The 17,535-nt window shown below is 55.4% G+C and carries 19 protein-coding genes; 13 read left to right on the top strand and 6 right to left on the bottom strand.

The window, feature by feature from the left end:
• The first annotated feature begins 128 nt into the window (after positions 1–128).
• Genes ABWP27_RS01575 through ABWP27_RS01565 form a run of 3 tightly spaced genes read left to right on the top strand, consistent with a single transcriptional unit; the run spans position 129 to position 2,350 of the window.
• Positions 129–368, top strand: a complete 240-nt coding sequence (locus tag ABWP27_RS01575) for an accessory factor UbiK family protein (protein ID WP_353152723.1) — start codon at positions 129–131, stop codon at positions 366–368.
• Positions 369–427: 59 nt separating this feature from the next.
• Entirely contained in the window at positions 428–787 is a 360-nt protein-coding gene (locus tag ABWP27_RS01570; RefSeq protein ID WP_353152721.1) for an aminoacyl-tRNA synthetase, read from the top strand.
• Between the two features lie 39 nt (positions 788–826).
• A complete protein-coding gene (locus ABWP27_RS01565; protein WP_353152719.1) occupies positions 827–2,350 on the top strand; it encodes a YifB family Mg chelatase-like AAA ATPase in 1,524 nt (507 codons plus the stop codon).
• A gap of 43 nt (positions 2,351–2,393) precedes the next feature.
• Here ABWP27_RS01565 and ABWP27_RS01560 read toward each other — a convergent pair whose 3' ends face one another.
• From ABWP27_RS01560 to ABWP27_RS01550, 3 genes are all read right to left on the bottom strand, one after another.
• The gene (locus ABWP27_RS01560) at positions 2,394–2,648 is read right to left on the bottom strand and encodes a hypothetical protein (RefSeq protein WP_353152717.1); all 255 of its coding nucleotides are present in this window, start codon (positions 2,646–2,648) and stop codon (positions 2,394–2,396) included.
• 89 nt (positions 2,649–2,737) lie between these two features.
• The gene (locus ABWP27_RS01555; protein ID WP_353152715.1) at positions 2,738–2,986 is read right to left on the bottom strand and encodes a hypothetical protein; all 249 of its coding nucleotides are present in this window, start codon (positions 2,984–2,986) and stop codon (positions 2,738–2,740) included.
• Positions 2,987–3,024: 38 nt separating this feature from the next.
• Entirely contained in the window at positions 3,025–3,810 is a 786-nt protein-coding gene (locus ABWP27_RS01550; protein WP_353152713.1) for a 5'-3' exonuclease, read from the bottom strand.
• Positions 3,811–3,982: 172 nt separating this feature from the next.
• Between ABWP27_RS01550 and ABWP27_RS01545 the strand changes: the two genes are divergently transcribed.
• The 9 genes from ABWP27_RS01545 to trmB all read left to right on the top strand — a co-directional run bounded on the left by ABWP27_RS01545 (position 3,983) and on the right by trmB (position 11,946).
• Positions 3,983–4,531 (top strand): hypothetical protein, encoded by a 549-nt coding sequence (locus tag ABWP27_RS01545; RefSeq protein WP_353152711.1) that lies wholly within the window; start codon positions 3,983–3,985, stop codon positions 4,529–4,531.
• Positions 4,532–4,653: 122 nt separating this feature from the next.
• A complete protein-coding gene (locus ABWP27_RS01540; RefSeq protein WP_353152709.1) occupies positions 4,654–4,998 on the top strand; it encodes a DUF1840 domain-containing protein in 345 nt (114 codons plus the stop codon).
• Positions 4,999–5,293: 295 nt separating this feature from the next.
• A complete protein-coding gene (gene rsmB, locus ABWP27_RS01535) occupies positions 5,294–6,610 on the top strand; it encodes a 16S rRNA (cytosine(967)-C(5))-methyltransferase RsmB (protein ID WP_353152707.1) in 1,317 nt (438 codons plus the stop codon).
• 51 nt (positions 6,611–6,661) lie between these two features.
• Positions 6,662–7,243, top strand: coding sequence for a DUF4390 domain-containing protein (locus tag ABWP27_RS01530; RefSeq protein ID WP_353152705.1), 582 nt, complete (start codon positions 6,662–6,664; stop codon positions 7,241–7,243).
• On the top strand, positions 7,243–9,546 hold the full coding sequence (locus ABWP27_RS01525; RefSeq protein WP_353152703.1) for a sensor histidine kinase: 2,304 nt from the start codon (positions 7,243–7,245) through the stop codon (positions 9,544–9,546). The genes ABWP27_RS01530 and ABWP27_RS01525 overlap by 1 nt, the downstream gene beginning before the upstream one ends.
• Before the next feature lie 61 nt (positions 9,547–9,607).
• The gene (locus ABWP27_RS01520; RefSeq protein WP_353152701.1) at positions 9,608–10,321 is read left to right on the top strand and encodes a response regulator; all 714 of its coding nucleotides are present in this window, start codon (positions 9,608–9,610) and stop codon (positions 10,319–10,321) included.
• Positions 10,318–10,683, top strand: coding sequence for a GTP-binding protein (locus ABWP27_RS01515; protein ID WP_353152699.1), 366 nt, complete (start codon positions 10,318–10,320; stop codon positions 10,681–10,683). The genes ABWP27_RS01520 and ABWP27_RS01515 overlap by 4 nt, the downstream gene beginning before the upstream one ends.
• A gap of 181 nt (positions 10,684–10,864) precedes the next feature.
• Positions 10,865–11,122, top strand: coding sequence for a BTH_I0359 family protein (locus ABWP27_RS01510; RefSeq protein ID WP_353152697.1), 258 nt, complete (start codon positions 10,865–10,867; stop codon positions 11,120–11,122).
• Positions 11,123–11,238: 116 nt separating this feature from the next.
• Complete coding sequence (gene trmB / locus ABWP27_RS01505) at positions 11,239–11,946, top strand: tRNA (guanine(46)-N(7))-methyltransferase TrmB (RefSeq protein ID WP_353152695.1); 708 nt, start codon at positions 11,239–11,241, stop codon at positions 11,944–11,946.
• Here trmB and phnN read toward each other — a convergent pair.
• Both phnN and ABWP27_RS01495 read right to left on the bottom strand, forming a co-directional pair.
• Complete coding sequence (gene phnN / locus ABWP27_RS01500; protein ID WP_353152693.1) at positions 11,943–13,220, bottom strand: phosphonate metabolism protein/1,5-bisphosphokinase (PRPP-forming) PhnN; 1,278 nt, start codon at positions 13,218–13,220, stop codon at positions 11,943–11,945. The genes trmB and phnN overlap by 4 nt on opposite strands.
• Positions 13,217–14,422 carry an alpha-D-ribose 1-methylphosphonate 5-triphosphate diphosphatase gene (locus tag ABWP27_RS01495; protein ID WP_353152691.1) on the bottom strand — a complete coding sequence of 402 codons (1,206 nt, stop codon included), beginning with the start codon at positions 14,420–14,422 and terminating at the stop codon, positions 13,217–13,219. Before ABWP27_RS01495 ends, phnN begins: the two co-directional genes overlap by 4 nt.
• Before the next feature lie 235 nt (positions 14,423–14,657).
• On the opposite strand from ABWP27_RS01495, the gene ABWP27_RS01490 reads away from it, so the two are divergent.
• Positions 14,658–15,425 (top strand): class II glutamine amidotransferase, encoded by a 768-nt coding sequence (locus ABWP27_RS01490; protein WP_353152689.1) that lies wholly within the window; start codon positions 14,658–14,660, stop codon positions 15,423–15,425.
• Positions 15,426–15,519: 94 nt separating this feature from the next.
• On the opposite strand, the gene ABWP27_RS01485 is transcribed toward ABWP27_RS01490, so the two are convergent.
• Positions 15,520–17,535: vitamin B12 dependent-methionine synthase activation domain-containing protein (locus ABWP27_RS01485; protein WP_353152687.1), on the bottom strand; the 2,016-nt coding region annotated here is incomplete at its 5' end.

Genomic DNA, 17,535 nt, shown 5'->3' with positions numbered 1-17,535 from the left:
CGTTGTCCAATACTATTTGGGCGCATTCCCACCTTTGAATATGCACTTTCCTAGCGCGCATTCGCATGAATTGCACTTTATTGGTGCCCAATAATCCGAAATAATCCGTTTTTTAAAGAGGTTTTTGTATGGACAAGTTCAATTTTTTTAACGATATGCAAGAGAAGGTCAATCAGGTTTTGGAAAACTCACCTGTCAAGGACATCGAAAAAAATGTGAAGGCGATGATGAGTCAGGGTTTTTCCAAACTGGATCTGGTCACGCGTGAAGAGTTTGATACCCAGGCACAAGTGCTCGCCACTACCCGCGCCAAACTGGAAGCACTGGAAGCACAGGTCGCGGCACTGGAAGCGCAACTGAAAAAATAAGCATACGGCTACAGCCAACAAGACTGCTCAGCAGAGATATTTCGGGGACAGGTGACGCCATGCGTATGAGCGATGAAGAATATTTCCGCAGTTGCGTATCCAGGGAGCGTCATCTGGCGCAGTTGCTGGGTCATCATAATGTCGAAGAATTTTGTGAAAGCGCAGGCTCCCTGTGGGAAAACACCACCGTTTTACCCAAATGGACGCGCGACTGGCAAGCCTGCGGCCCCCTGATTGCAGAATACGAACTGAACATTGCCTACCAGCACCTGCCTGACGATCCGCATGGCAAAGCTATCCATATCGGCACAACAGTGGTGCATATTTCGGATCATCCAAGCAAGGAGCGGGCACTGATGTTCGCGATCGTGAAAGCGGCCATTACCCTTCTTGAACACCACAGGCACGACAAACACTGATTGCAGCAACGATTGCACTGAATCCTAAAAAGGAATTTCATGAGCCTGGCTGTCCTGAAGAGTCGTGCACTGGCGGGCATGCTCGCGCCGGAAGTGACGGTAGAAGTCCACCTGGCAAATGGATTGCCGCAATTCACCATCGTTGGTTTACCGGAAACCGAAGTCAAGGAATCCAAGGATCGCGTGCGCGCCGCCTTGCAGAACGCCGGCTTTGAGTTTCCCGCCCGCAGAATCACCGTCAACCTGGCCCCAGCCGACCTGCCCAAGGAGTCCGGCCGCTTCGATCTGCCGATCGCACTCGGCATACTTGCCGCATCGGGTCAGATACCAGGCGAGGCACTGGCGCAATATGAATTTGCCGGCGAGTTGTCGCTGTCAGGCGAACTGCGTCCGATACGCGGAGCGCTGGCGATGACCTTTGCAATCCATCGCAACAGCGATAAAAACGGCCCGCCACGCGCATTCATTTTGCCGCGCATGAATGCCGACGAAGCCGCGCTGGTGCGCGACGTTACGATACTGCCCGCAGATTCCCTGCTGCAGGTTTGCGCCCACTTTGCCGCATTGGATGCAGATGCGCGTCTGACACGCCACATTGCCACAACGATCAGCGCACGTCCAAGTTACCCGGACCTGGCCGATGTAAAAGGGCAGGCGCAGGCAAAACGCGCACTGGAAGTTGCGGCGGCCGGCGGACACAGCATGTTGATGGTCGGGCCGCCAGGCACCGGCAAGTCAATGCTGGCGGCACGCTTTGCAGGCATCCTGCCACCAATGACGGATGAGGAAGCACTGGAATCGGCCGCCGTCCTCTCGCTGACCAGCGGCTTTACCACTGCGCGCTGGAAAATCCGCCCATACAGGGCCCCGCATCACACAGCGTCCGGAGTGGCGCTGGTTGGCGGTGGGGGCACGCCGCGACCTGGAGAAATCTCGCTCGCACATCGCGGCGTTTTGTTTTTAGACGAATTGCCGGAATTCAGCCGCGCCGTGCTGGAAGTATTGCGCGAACCGCTGGAGTCGGGACAGATCACCATTTCACGCGCCGCGCGACAGGCAGATTTCCCCGCAAAATTTCAATTGATCGCCGCCATGAATCCTTGTCCGTGTGGTTACCTCGGACATCCGTCGAACAAATGCCGTTGCACGCCGGATGTAATCACACGCTACCAGGGAAAAATTTCCGGTCCCTTGCTGGATCGCATCGATATGCAAATTCAAGTCGGTGCAGTGGCGCATGATGATTTGCTCCAGCGGTCCGACGGCGAACCGTCGGCGCATGTCGCCGCTCGCGTGGCACACGCCTCCGCTCGGCAGTTGGCACGACAGGGTAAACACAATAATTTATTGTCCGGCAGCGAGATGGAAAATCATTGCAAGCCCGACGAAGCAGGCGAACAGATGCTGCGCACCGCAATGACCCGTCTGAACTGGTCGGCACGCGCCTATCATCGCGTACTGAAAGTCGCACGCACGATCGCCGATCTCGCTGACTCGCCTGTCATCAAGCAGGCGCATGTAGCAGAAGCGATTCAATACAGACGGGCCTTGCGCGAACAATAGTGCAGGATGTTCTATGATTACATCACGAACATGTCCGGCAAAACTAAGGCGCATCAACGATTTCAGCTGCGCCATTCGGATACGGATGCAGGCAATAGACTTTGCCGGTCTGGCCCTTCATGTGCGGCTGCGGCCAGGTACCTTTGATCCGGTACAGGATGGCACTGGAAAACAGCACCGGCCCTTCCACGATTTTCGGTTTTTTCAAGGCGCTTTTTTTCAGGCAGGCATCGGCAGTTTGCTTGTACAGAGCTTGCCATGCATCGGGAGAAGAAGCCAAAGCGGATGTCGCTGGCATGCACGCCGTCGCAGAAAAAAGACTCAATAAAAAAATACTGCGCATATTTCTCCCTTCAGAGCCGCTCGCGTCTCCGGCCGAACATTGCATCAGGATGCTGCCGGAAGAATGCTGGTCTCGTACAGGCCGGCCAACGGTTTTTTCTTCCTGGCCCAGGCAACCGCTTGCTGTGCCTCGGCCAGCGTCATCAGTGTCGCCTTGTCCCGATTGCGTATGAAAGAGACGCCCTCAAAGACGCCTTCCTTGCTTCTCATCGCCTTCGCGTAGACCGGCAGATCTTTCTCGCCGGCGTTCATTTTGCGTTGCTGGATAATATAAAGTTGCTCAACATCAGTCATAGAAATTCGGCCTTAAAAACAGGGAAAGGTTTGCGCGCTCAGTCTGCCTGCGCAGCATCGTATGCCAGCATATTCCAGCTCACGCCCATGCGCACATCGGTTTTCAATTCGACCAGTTTGCGCGAAAGATCGAGTTGCACACTATCCCTGCGCAGTCTCTCGCCCAGACTATCCTTGAGTATGCCCGCACCCGTCATGATGCGTTCGATATTGCCGTAACTTTGCAGCAGTTTGGCAGCGGTCTTGACGCCCACTTTGGAAACACCGGGAATACTGTCCGATACATCACCCATCAAGGCCAGCAAATCGGCCAGCATTTCCGGCGGCACGCCGAATTTTTGCTCTACCCATTTGCTGTCGTGCCATTCGCTTTTAAAGTGATCCCAGATCACCGCACCGTGCGCAATCAGTACATGCAAATCCTTGTCGGTGGAGGCAATGACAGTTTCGCCACGGCCTTCGCCCAGCCAGCGCATGACGCCTGTTGCAATCACATCGTCGGCTTCCACTTCCGGCACGGAGACCACCTTGAGTCCGAGCGCGGACAGTTGCATATAAAAATCCGGCAGGCGTTCCTTTAAAACTTCCGGCATCGGCTCGCGCTTTTCGCGATATTGCGGATACAGATCATGACGCCATGTATGGCCGCCAAAATCGAAGGCCGGCAGTACATGCGTGGGCTGATGCGTCGCCAGCAATTTCCTGAACGAGGCCAGCGAATGGCGCAAGGCAGCGTCCGCCTTGGCCGCCGTATCCGGCTCCACATTGGCTTCGTACACGCGCCGTACGATATTCAAACCGTCGATCGCCAGCAATTTTCCCATTGATGTGCGCCTTATGACACGTTGCAAAATGAATTGTTCGTCTTCAGAATCCGGAAGGATTCTACGCGCTTGGCAACGCAGCAAGCATTCCACGCGCCTGCAATTTTAAATCGATGCAAAAAATAGCGGCAGGCGCGGTACCATATTCACATTGCATTTGACTTACATCCACATGAAACTTCCCATCGCACTGTTCCGTCATACCGTCCTTGTTGCAACGGTTCTTTTCCTGTCTGCCTGCTCGCCGAAATACGACTGGCGCGAAGTGCACAGCGACAACGCAAGCTATGTCGTCGCGCTGCCGACCAAGCCGACCACCTTTTCACGCAAGATCGATTTGAACGGCATCCCCGCCTCGATGACGATGGTCGCATCGGAAGTCGATGGCGTGACATTTGCCGTCGGCACTGCTGAGTTGAACGATGCCATGCAGGCACAGGTTTCCGCTACCGCGATGAAAACCGCACTGGTCAACAACATCAGCGGCAAGATCAGACTGGAAAAAGTATTGACGATGCCGCAATCCATGCTGGTGCCAGGCACCGTGGCAGTCACTGAAATAGAAGCAACCGGGCCCACTGCGAACGGTCAAACGCGCATTCTGTTTGCACGTTTCATTGCCAAGGAAAAACGCGTCTATCAACTCGTCGTGACCGGCCCGGAAAAAGCCGTCGGACGCGATATTGTCGACACATTTTTCCAGTCATTCAAATTGAACTAGCAGCGATTTATCGCTGCTCCGATTTGCGTCATCAATTTAAAACAGCGCATGCATAACAAGGCTAGAGCACATACTGAAATCGTGCTATCGTTTTGTCATAGTCCACTTGAAGGAGACTGCCCATGTTGATCACGTTCAAATCCAAAGCTGCCGCCGAGGTCATGATGTACGAAGAACATGCCAAGCGCATTCTCGATCTTCTGCATAAAGATCATAAACGCGGCGTCATCACCGCAGCAGAAACGGACAATGCCATCAAATTGCTGGAAGGCGAAATAATCGAAAGCAAGGCGCATTTTGCGTCCGAAGCGGTGAAGCGTGATGTCGTCGCCCATCATGGCGAAGACGGTGACGATAACGAGCACGAACAACCGGAACCGGTGCACTTTTCAACGCGCGCCTATCCGTTGCTGGAAATGCTGCGTGCCGCACGGGCGGAAAACCGGGATGTAATGTGGGGCGTTTAAATGGCGCCACGCGCGTCCTGAGATAAGGCCCGTATGAAACGAGCGGAGCAGTTGCCATTTCAGAACTGACTCCGCTCACTCCCTCAGCAAAAAACCCGCTTCCGCCGAGACCGAATAGCGCCGGCATTCACTCTTCACACATAAAACAAGAAACTTCTGCAATTTATCCCGCGCGCGATGCGCGCGCACCGGCTGGCCCCGTTACAATCACATCATTGAAAATCCAGAAACCATGCGCTGCGGCAACGTGGCTGCAGTCTTGCATGGTACACACCGGCTCCAACCAACATCCAACGTGACAACCATACATTTAAAACCGGATTCGCTTTCCTTTACCTTGCACGGTGCAGCCCAGGCAGTAGCCGATGTCGGTCGCGGCATCGCACTGCCGCAAGCCCTGGCCAGGATTTTTGCGCAAACCAATGCAACGCCGCAGGCGCGCGGCGCAATTCAGGATATTTCCTATCACTGCATGCGTCACATCGGCCGTGCCGAAGCCCTGCTCAACGCGATGACGACCAAGCAAACCGAACCGCCTATCCTGCATGGTTTGCTATGTTGTGCGCTGGCCCTGATTTCCGATCCTGAAGAAGCAGTCTCGGGCGCACGCTACAACGCATTTACAGTCGTCGATCAAGCCGTCACGGCAGCTGCCGCCGATACCGACATGGCGCATGCCAAAGGCATGGTCAACGCGATCCTGCGCCGCTTTTTGCGCGAACGGGATGCGCTGATGAAAAGTGCTGCCGGCACGCAATTCGCGCGCTGGAATTATCCGGACTGGTGGATAGATCGCATGCGTTCTGCATATCCGCGTGATTGGCAGGCAATACTCGAAGCCGGCAATGCCGCGCCGCCGCTGACCCTGCGCGTCAATCAACGCAAGATAAGCGTGAATGATTATCTCGCCCTGCTGGCACAGCAAGGCATTGCCGCCTCCCTTATCGGCCCGGTCGCCGTGCGGCTGGCGCAGCCCACGCCGGTGAATCAAATTCCCGGTTTCAACGACGGCCTGGTATCGGTACAGGATGCGGCGGCTCAACTTGCCGCGCCCCTGCTCGATCTGCGCGACGGCATGCGCGTGCTGGATGCATGTGCCGCGCCGGGCGGCAAAAGCGGTCACATCCTGGAAACTGCCGCAGTTGAACTTACCGCACTCGATAGCGATGAGCGCCGTCTGCCGCGCATCACCGAAAATTTGCAGCGCCTGCAATTGAACGCCTCTTTACTGGCCGGCGATGCCAGCAGTAGCAGCTGGTGGGATGGCAAACCCTTCGAGCGCATTCTGGCCGACGTACCATGTACCGCATCCGGCATCGTGCGGCGGCATCCGGATATTCGCTGGCTGCGACGCAAAAGCGATGCAGTACAACTGGCAGCGATTTCAGCACAAATTCTCGACAACCTTTGGCAGATGCTGCAAGCCGATGGTAAATTGCTGTTTGTGACTTGTTCGCTATGGCCGCAGGAATCGGAAGCACAGGCAGCAGCGTTCGCGGTACGTAATCGTGCCACCCGCTTGCCGGCGCCCGGTCAGTTGCTGCCGACGGCAAATGCGGAAAACGATCATGACGGCCTGTTTTACGCCCTGTTTCAAAAATCCGGAGCTTGACCTTTTCACTTAACTTTTTCAACCTGCCAGGCGATTGTTCTGCTCTCACGCGTGAAACAAAAACTTTTTCCTCCCTTCTACTGGTTGTGCACTATCTTGCTGCTGGCGTTCTCGCTGCAGCTGGGCTATGCACGTGCAGCCGATGGCATTGAAATCGAACAGGCACATCTGGAAGACAGCGCCGAAGGTTACCGCTTATCCGCCACCTTCGCCTTCGACTTGAACCGCGGGCTGGAAGATGCACTGACGCGCGGCATTCCGCTGTACTTCACGACGGAAATCGAAATCACCAGGCCGCGCTGGTACTGGTTTGACGCAAAGGAAATTGTCGGCTCGCAAACCATCCGCATTTCGTACAACGTATTGACGCGCCAGTATCACGCAGCCATTACCGGCCGCCTGCAGCAAAGCTTTCAAACGCTGGACGATGCGCTATCGCTGGTGCGCCGCCCCAATCGCTGGGTAGTGGCCGACAAAGATGCATTAAAGGCAGGGCAGTCCTATGCCGTTGCAGTACGCATGCAACTCGACGTCGCCCAGTTGCCGAAGCCGTTCCAGGTACACGCGCTCAATAGCAGTGATTGGCGCCTGTCCTCGAACTGGAAACACTTCATCTATACGGCGGAACGATAGTGACACGGCTGCTTCGCTATTTACTGGTTGTTGGCGGTGCCGTCATCAGTATCCTGTTGTTCCTGCTCGCTTCCGCATCTGAAAACTCCAATCTGTTTGAACGGAATTATCCGTGGCTGCTGATTCTCAATGCAGTCGTCGCCGCCGCATTGCTGGGCCTGGTTACCCTGTTGCTGATACGCCTGTACAAACGCTACAAGCGCGGCAAGTTCGGCTCCAAACTGATGGCGCGGCTGGTGCTGTTATTCGCCATGATAGGCATCCTGCCGGGTGCAGTAATTTATACGGTATCCGTGCAATTCGTTTCGCGCTCGATCGAATCGTGGTTTGACGTACGTGTCGAATCTGCACTGGAATCCGGTCTCAACCTCGGCCGCTCCGCACTCGATTCATCGCTCGATGAGTTACGGATCAAGGCACGCAGCATGGCGCTGGAATTATCCGACGTATCGGAAGCGACCCAGATCACGCAGCTATCGCGTCTGCGCGACCAGAATTCGACGCTGGAAGCAGTCATTGTCAGCGGCAACGGCCAGATGATTGCCAGTTCGGGGTCGCGACTCAGTGCGCTGCTGCCCGATCTTCCAACCGCTGCAATGTTGCGTCAGGCACGCATGACGCGCGCCTACGCCGTCATCGAAGGCAATACCGATTTTCAGGACAACAGTCCTTCCGCCAGCAACGCCAAAACCAATACGATTACCGCCTCCGCCGCCAATCCGGCGAACAGCCTGCTGCTGCGCGTAGTCATTGCGATTCCGAATTCCAGCAAGGAATTGTCGCTGCAATCCGAATCGCGTTATCTGCAATTGCTGCAGCCGGTGCCGGAGCAACTCGCCGCCAATGCAGAAGCATTGCGCGTGGCTTATAGCGAATACCAGGAACGTTATCTCGCACGCACCGGCTTGCGCAAAATCTATATCGTGACGCTGACGCTGACATTGCTGCTGGCAATTTTCGGCGCCATTGCCGGCGCCTTCCTGATTGCCAGCGACCTCGCCAAACCGCTGTTGCTGCTGGCCGAGGGAACCAAGGCAGTGGCAGAAGGCAATCTCTCTCCGCGTCCTATCGTCGCCACCTCGGACGAGCTCGGCACCCTGACGCAATCCTTCAATACGATGACGCGCCAACTGTCCGATGCGCGCGCCTCGGTAGAAAAAAATCGCGCCGAACTGGAAAACGCCAAAGGCTATCTGGAATCGGTGCTGGCCAATATGTCGGCAGGTGTGATGGTGCTGGATCGCCATTTCAGGCTGGTGACCTGCAATGAATCGGTCGAACGTATTCTGCAGCACGACTTTGCCCAGCATATCGGCAAGCCCTTGCAGGAGATCGATGGCCTGAGTGCATTTGCGCAAGTAATCACGCAATCCTTCTCGGAACAAAGTGCGCAATCTGCCGCCGGCGGCGCCGATCCCGACAACTTGCATTGGCAGCATCAGATCGATGTGCCACGCCGCATGGGCGGCGCCGAAGCGGAAAACGATATCTCATTGCTGGCGCGCGGTTCGCGCCTGCCGGCTGCCAGGGATAGCGGCTATGTAGTGGTGTTCGATGATATTTCCGATGTCATTTCAGCGCAGCGCTCGATCGCCTGGGGCGAGGTCGCGCGGCGTCTGGCGCATGAAATCAAGAATCCGCTGACGCCTATCCAGCTATCGGCCGAACGCCTGCATATGAAACTGGAAGGCAAGCTGAACGAGCAGGATGCGCAAATACTGGAACGCAGCACCGCCACCATTGTCAACCAGGTATCGGCGATGAAGCGCATGGTCGACGATTTCCGCGACTACGCAAAGACGCCGCCCGCCGTATTGTCGCCACTGGATCTGAATGCCCTGATTGAAGAAATTCTGCATCTCTATCTGGCCGGCGACGAACGCGACATCATTCACGCCAGTCTGGCGGAAGGATTGCCGCTGGTCATGGGCGATGCAACGCAACTGCGTCAGGTCATACACAATCTATTGCAAAATGCGCAGGATGCAGTAGCCGATCACGTCAAGCAGGAATCGACTGCGCGTATTGATATTATTACGGAAGAAATCCATTATAGAAGTTCGGATGGTGCCGTGAACAATGCGGTACAACTGTCGATTACCGATAACGGCCCCGGCTTCTCGCCGAAAATCCTCGCGCATGCGTTTGAACCCTACATCACATCCAAACCGCGCGGCACCGGACTGGGCCTTGCAATGGTGAAAAAAATCATTGAAGAGCACGGTGGGCGCATCGACATCAAAAACCGGACCAGTACAAATGGTGCAAAAGTGGCAATTTTGCTGTTAAAGTTATCCTCCTGACAAAGTCTGGACTACAGGACTTGCAAAAGAGGATGACGATCATGATGAGGGAGTTGAACAGATGGCCAATATTCTAGTTGTTGATGACGAAATGGGAATACGGGAGTTGCTGTCGGAAATCCTGGGAGATGAAGGACATGTCGTGGCAACAGCGGAAAATGCGCAGCAGGCAAGAGAACTGCGCGCAGCGGCAAAACCGGATCTGGTATTGCTGGATATCTGGATGCCCGACACCGATGGCGTAACACTGCTCAAGGAATGGCAACGCGATGGCTTGCTGACCATGCCTGTCATCATGATGTCCGGCCACGCAACGATAGACACCGCAGTTGAAGCCACCCGCATCGGTGCGCTCAATTTCCTGGAAAAGCCGATCTCGCTGCAAAAACTCCTGAAAGCCGTGCAACAAGGCATCTCGCGTGGACAGGAAGTAACCCGCGTGGCATCCATTCCGGTACGCGCGCCTATCGCCCACAACGATACGCATTCATCTGCAGACAGGAGTCACCAGCCCCTGGCCGGCATCAGCTACCCGACCAGCGCACCGGTATCGCTGATGTCTGCCGATACGCAATTTTTTACCACTTCGTTTGAACTGCCGTTGCGCGAAGCGCGCGATGCTTTCGAGCGCGCCTACTTCGAGCATCATCTGGGACAGGAAGGCGGCAGCATGACGCGCGTGGCGGAAAAAACCGGCCTTGAACGCACGCACCTGTATCGCAAACTCAAGCAACTCGGTGTTGAACCAGGCAAGATCGCAAAAAAAGGCTTATGACTCTGACGTCGCTGGTAACGGGCGGCGGAGCCCGCAAGCGCGAAGCTCTCATATTTGGCCACCTCACTGCAAACCAGCAAACTGCGATCATCCTGGAAGGCCTGCCCGACGGCAGCAGCGAACTGGATGCTCTGACAGACAACTCCCTCCTGACCATCGTGCGTATTGCTCCCGGCTGCATGTGCTGCACCGGCAATATGATCATGCGCGTACACCTGAATCGCATCCTGCGCAGCAAACCTGCACGCTTGTATATCAGCGTCGCCAACAGCGAACACCTCGAACAATTGCGTCTCTTCCTCACGCAAACACCGTACGACACGCTGCTGACACTCACAGGCGACATTGCCTGCACTGCATAACAAAACAACAATGACATTTCGATCATATTGTTAATCTTCGTCAGTGCAACTCAATATTCTCCGTAACAAGCCGTTACCAAGTTATGGGCCGATCATTCGGTTCCGGTCTTGAAATTATCCCGATCTGCGCCATGTCTCTATCAGCGCGATGATTTTCATTGCATAGGCAACAGGAGAGTATATGAACGTGATCTACAACAGCGAGCAGTACAGCGTAGTGGAATTCGGCGTCGATGACGATTGCGATGCCCTGCGCTTCGGCGGTTATGAAATCATGGACAAGCCGGCAAAACGCGAAATATTCATTGCCGGTGCACAGGCAGAGTTATTCCGCCGGGACGTAAAGGATTTGATAGTGACCGAACCCAGCGTGGAGGAAATCGATGATTTTCTCGACAACTATGGCTCATTCATGAGCCAGCCGGTCATCTTCCACTAAACATATCTCTCTTCTGCGGAAGAGATCGCATTCTTGTGCGCTTGCATTATCATGCTCAATGATTGCAAGCGCATTTTTGCATTTATTCACCACTCATTTCGGCTCACTCAATCGCGATGCACGCGAATTCTCATCTCATCATCAGCCGCCAGCACGAAGCCCACCAGCAATTGAATGCACGCGTGGCAAAGCATGCGGCGCACGCATTCCAAAAACCGATCACTGACTACAATCGCGCTGCCTTTCAGCACAGCATGACGGTATGGCAACAGGCCGGTGCAAAACCATTGATCCTCGATGCTGCGTGCGGCGTCGGATTGTCCACCCTGCATCTGGCTGCGCAATTTCCGGATCACTTTGTCATCGGCGTCGATCAATCGGCAGATCGCATTGCACGCAACACGCACTGGCCGCATGCAATGCCGTCGAATGTTCTGCGCCTGCGTGCCGATCTGGTGGATTACTGGCGACTGCTTCTGCAAAGCGGGGTAGCGCTGGCCCGGCATTACATTCTCTATCCGAATCCGTGGCCGAAGATCGGGCATCTGGCGCGCCGCTGGCATGGCCATCCGGTATTTCCCACCATCGTTGCACTGGGTGGCGTACTGGAATGTCGCAGCAACTGGCGTATTTACGTGGAAGAATTTGCTGCCGGCCTGCAGCAGTTGACGCAGCAAACGGTTGCCTGCGAAGGCTATGCGCCTGCGCAAACCATCACGCCGTTTGAACAAAAATATCAGGCTTCGGGACATGCACTATGGCGCTGCCAGATTGCGCTTGCATCGACTCGTGACGCCGGAAAAATCGCGCTATCAGAAAGTTAACTGCGCAATATTTTCAGCAGATGCTGTCCTGCCACTTCCAGCGGGCCACTGTTATCCACGCGTATGACTTGCGGCTCATCGGGCGCAATGAATTCACTGCCGCGCTTCAGACGTTTCAGCAAAGCCGGCCCCGTTTCACGGCGCCGCGCTTCCAGCCGCTCGCGCAGCAGATTTTCATTCGCTTCTATCCAGATCACGGTTGCATCGGGAAATGCCTGCCGCAACTGCGGAATATACGCACGCGAACCATTGATGATTACATCGCGTCCCGCTTTCAGGTCGGCCTCAACACCGCGCCGGATGCCGTAACAGAAATCATTGGCTTGCCAGACCATTGCAAACTGGCCACCGGCGGCCAGTTGCCAGAATGTCGCCACATCGACGACTTCATGCATTTCATTCGAATGCGCAGGGCGGGTAATCACGCGTCGCGCAAATACCGCCCGATCGCTTGCGGAAGAATGTTGCTGCACCCATTCCAGCAAGGCATCCTTGCCGACGCCGGAAGGGCCGACACAAAAGAACACGCGCCCGCTGGACGGCAATGTTGCGCGCTTGTCCTGCGCAGAAAACGCAATGCGCTGCCATTCAATAAAGGGCGCACCGGGAAATTCTTCACGCGCAATCGTCAAACCGTCGAGCACCAGCGGCGCCATTGCGGCCGTCTGTGCAAAATGCTGCTCGGCAGCCTTGCGTAGGGCGTAGACGACATCGGCATCCACCTGTGTGAGCGCATCGCTCAATGTCATGTGGAAGCGGAATAATTCTTCCGTCTGTGCGTAACCCCAGCGTTGCAGCAAGGCTTCCTGCCGTGCAGTCAGGCCGGTACAGCGACGTCGCGCCAGTTCGACACTGCTCAGCGGCGCCCGCAACAAATCGAAATAAGTCACGCAACGCATCGCCAGGCCGCCTATTTCATCCAGCGGGCCGCTGACCTGCAAGGTTAGAAAATCGTCGAGCGGGCGTACGCACGGTTGCTCCAGCACGATGGCATTCTGCTCTGCGCAAAATGCATGCGCCATCTCAAGTACATGCGTTTCGTCAAAACCATCAAGCAAACGGAAGGGCGCTTTCAGCGTGGCATGAAAACCATAACGCCGCGCCTCCGACGTCAGACTGGCCAGCAATAATTTCGGCAAGCCGGGAATCGATACCTGCTCGGCAGTATCGGGCCGCCGTGTATCGCGTCCCAGCCAGCAGCTACCTGCCTGCCCCCATGCCGAATCGGCAGATGGCGTGAAATAAAGTGCATAGCGCGCCATACGTCGTGTCATGCAGCCAGTTGATATGCCTGCGGCATATGCATGCGCGCAGGGTCGGCGCAGTACACAAGCTTGCCGGCTGCAATGGTCGCCACCAGACGCGCCGTTCCGGCCGCCGAGACTTCAACCAGCACCATGTCGGCACGCCCGCCATTGCGGATATGGCCGCGATCTTCCAGCCCCAATGCACGGGCAGGATTTTGCGCCACCAGGCACCACGCCTGCGCCAGCGTGCACAAACCCAGATGTGCCAGTTTGAATGCCGCATGCAACATGGATGGATAGTAATAGTCGGATGCCAGCATGTCGCACATGCCGCTTCTGACTGCATATTCGGTCGCCAGTCCGCCGCAATGACTGCCCCCAAGCAGGACATTCGGCGCCCCCATCACAACCTGATTGTCCAGGCCCATCGCTGTCAGCAATGCTTCTTCAGTACGCGGAAATTCGCTGATCATCACGCCAAGTTCCTGATAACGCTCGCGCTGCAGGAAGGTTTCATCGTCGTGCGAAGCCATAGGCACGCCATGTGTACGGCAGGCTTGCGCCAGCGTGGCGATAACGTGCGGCACCTGCTCCGAACGCGCTTGCGCTTTTTGCAAACGGCGCAGATAGGCGCCGGCATCGCAACGCGCCCGCTCACTATAGGCCGCCAGCTTCTCCGGCAGCGCGACCTTTTTTGCAATCGCCGGCAGATGTTCATTGAAAGCGAGAATGTCGATCCGCCCCTGCTGTATCCATTGCAAGGCATCGGCCAGGCCATCAACATGGTGATTCTCAAAACGCAGATGAATACGGTGATCGGCATGCGCCGTCTTGCGCTGTCGCGCGACTTGTTCCAGCAGGGCGATAGCCGATTCGCGTCCGCGCAAACCACCTTCCCATGAGTAGGTCAAGCCATGACAAGCCGTCGTGATGCCGTTGGCAACCAGTTGCCGGTCGGTATCGGCCAGGGCAATTTCGTAGGAAAAAACGGTATCCGGCCGCGGCTGCACCTGGCGCTCGAACGCATCGCCATGAATATCCACCATACCGGGCAACACCAGCAAGCCGCTCGCATCAAATACGGTGTGCGGGCGCAGCGCATCGTTTTGCAATGCAGCGATATTATCTATGCAGGTCCCCGATGTCGTGATCGACTGCGTACTCCAGTTGGTTGCGCCTGCTGTATTCTGCACAAGACTGGTGCCGCCCTGAATCAGTAAATTGCGCATGCTCATAGATCGCCCGATAGTTGATTTGATTGGGTTCATGCTAGTTGGCGATTATGACCGGACTTTGACATTGCAAATTGCACAGGGAATGTCATCAATATTTCACATCTTTATGCGTAAAACACGACAAAAACGTCATGACATGCGTACAGCCTGGGTAAAGACAGGCGCGCAGTCGTGCTACTGTAACGATAATCCTGCTTTAACAGAATAACCACAGCCTCAACGGAAACACATGTGCCAGCTTCTCGGAATGAATTGCAATGTTCCCACCGATATCGTGTTCAGCTTTACCGGCTTTGCAACACGCAGCCGCGGCACTGACGCCCACAATGACGGCTGGGGCATCGCATTTTTTGAAGGTGCGGGTGTGCGCCATTTTGTCGATTATCAGGCCGCAATCGAATCGCCCGTTGCCGAACTGATACGGCGCTTCCCCATCAAGTCCAAGAATGTCATCGCCCACATCCGCAAGGCCACGCAAGGCCGCGTCGCACTGGAAAACTGCCATCCCTTCGTGCGTGAACTATGGGGCCGCTATTTCGTCTTCGCGCATAACGGCGATCTGAAAGATTTCAATCCGGAATTGAACGGCTCATATCGGCCAGTCGGCAATACCGATAGCGAAACCGCATTCTGTTACATCCTGCAGGAATTGCGTCGCCAGTTTGACGATGCCCCGCCGGCGCTGCCGCAACTACGCGCGGCGATTGAAAAACTGTGCGCCGAGATCGCAACGCATGGCACTTTCAACATGATGCTGTCGGATGGCTCGGCACTGTTCGCGCATTGCTCAACCAATCTGCATTACATCGTGCGGCAATATCCGTTTGCCGAGGCAGTGCTGTGCGACGAAGACATGAAAGTGGATTTTTCCGAAGTGACGACGCCGAGCGATCGCGTCGCGATCATCGTCACCGAACCGCTGACCACGAATGAAACGTGGACGCAATTCAAACTCGGTGAATTGAAAGTATTCATCGACGGCATGCCCTTGCCTTGAATCTGTTCATTCGATGCACATAAAAAAAGCTGCAGGAAATTCCCTGCAGCTTTTTTATTGATGCGGCGATATTGCATCGCCGCTCATTACTGGATCAAGACAGGTTAGGCGCCAGCCAGCGTTCAATATCTTCCTGCGACACGCCGCGTCGCACCGCCATATCCTTGACCTGATCGTCGCCGATCTTGCCGACCACGAAGTATTTTGCTTCCGGATGGGCAAAGTAAAAACCCGATACCGCCGCACCCGGGAACATCGCAAACGAATCGGTCAGCATCATGCCAATTTCTTCCGCCTGCAAGGTCTTGAACATCTCGGCCTTGACCGTATGTTCCGGACACGCCGGATAGCCGGGAGCAGGGCGTATGCCGCGATATTCTTCCTTGATCATCGCTTCATTGCTCAAGGCTTCATCCGGCACATAACCCCACAAATCGGTACGCACGCGCTCATGCAAGTGTTCGGCAAATGCTTCGGCCAGACGATCCGCCAGCGACTTCAGCATGATGGAAGAATAATCGTCGTAGGCCTCTTCAAAACGCTTCTCGTATTTTTCGATGCCGAGTCCTGCCGTCACTGCAAACAGGCCGATGTAATCAGCAATGCCGGATGATTTCGGTGCAATGAAATCAGCCAGACATTGATTCGGCCGCTGCACGCCATCGATGATCGGCTTAACCGTTTGCTGGCGCACACCGTAATAGGTGAACGCAACCTGGGTGCGCGTTTCATCGGTGTAGACCTCGATGTCGTCATCATTGACGGTATTTGCCGGCAGCAATGCAATCACGCCGTTGGCGGTCAGCCAGCGACCTTCGATGATTTTCTTCAGCAAGGCCTGACCTTCGGCAAACACCTTGGTCGCGGCATCGCCAACCACTTCATCCTTCAGAATCGCCGGGTAGGGGCCGGCCAGATCCCAGGTCTGGAAGAACGGACCCCAATCAATGTATTGCGCAATCGTCGCCAGATCGACATTCTTGAATACGCGACGGCCGATGAACTTTGGTTTGACCGGCGCATATTTTCCGGTGAATTCCACTTGCATCTTGTTGGCGCGCGCCTCCGTCAGGCTCAGCATGGGCACGGCCTTCTTGTTTGCATGCTGTACGCGTATACGTTCGTAATCGGTCGCAATGTCAGCGATGTACTGATCGCGACTTTCCGGCGTCAGCAAGGATTGTGCGACTGATACCGAACGCGAGGCATCCGGCACATACACGACCGGGCCATCGTAGTTGTGCGCGATCTTGACTGCGGTATGCGCACGGCTGGTGGTCGCACCGCCGATCAGCAGCGGTGTTTTCAAGCCACGGAAGTATTCGTCGCGCTGCATTTCTTTCGCAACGTAAGCCATTTCTTCCAGTGACGGCGTAATCAAACCCGACAAGCCGATGATGTCGGCGTTTTCTTCCTTCGCCTTCGCGAGGATTTCCGAGCATGGCACCATCACGCCCATGTTGACGACTTCGAAGTTATTACATTGCAGCACGACCGACACGATGTTCTTGCCGATGTCATGCACGTCGCCCTTGACCGTAGCAATGACGATCTTTCCTTTCGGCTTGCTGACCACGCCGGTCTGCTCCTGCAGCAAACGTTTTTCTTCTTCGATGAATGGAATCAGATGCGCGACTGCCTGCTTCATCACACGCGCCGACTTCACGACTTGCGGCAAGAACATTTTGCCCTGGCCGAACAGATCACCGACGATGTTCATGCCATCCATCAGCGGGCCTTCGATCACATGGATAGGCCGGCCGCCATTTTTCAGCAATTCCTGACGTGCTTCTTCCGTATCTTCAACGATCCATTGCGTGATGCCTTGCACCAGCGCATGCGCCAGGCGCTGCTGCACAGTACCGCTGCGCCATTCCAGCGTGGCTTCTTCCTTCTTGTCGTCAGCCTTTAGCGTCGATGCGATTTCAATCATGCGCTCGGTTGCATCTTCGCGACGATTCAGCACCACGTCTTCGACGCGTTCCTTCAACTCGGCCGGCAGATTGTCGTAGACGCCGACCATACCTGCGTTGACGATACCCATCGTCATGCCGGCCTTGATCGCGTGATACAGGAATACCGTATGGATCGCTTCGCGTGCCGGATCGTT

Source organism: Herminiimonas fonticola, from assembly GCF_040395855.1.
Taxonomy (GTDB): domain Bacteria; phylum Pseudomonadota; class Gammaproteobacteria; order Burkholderiales; family Burkholderiaceae_D; genus Oxalicibacterium; species Oxalicibacterium fonticola_A.
Note: the sequence above shows the minus strand (reverse complement) of the source record. Positions and strands in the feature narration are given on the sequence as shown.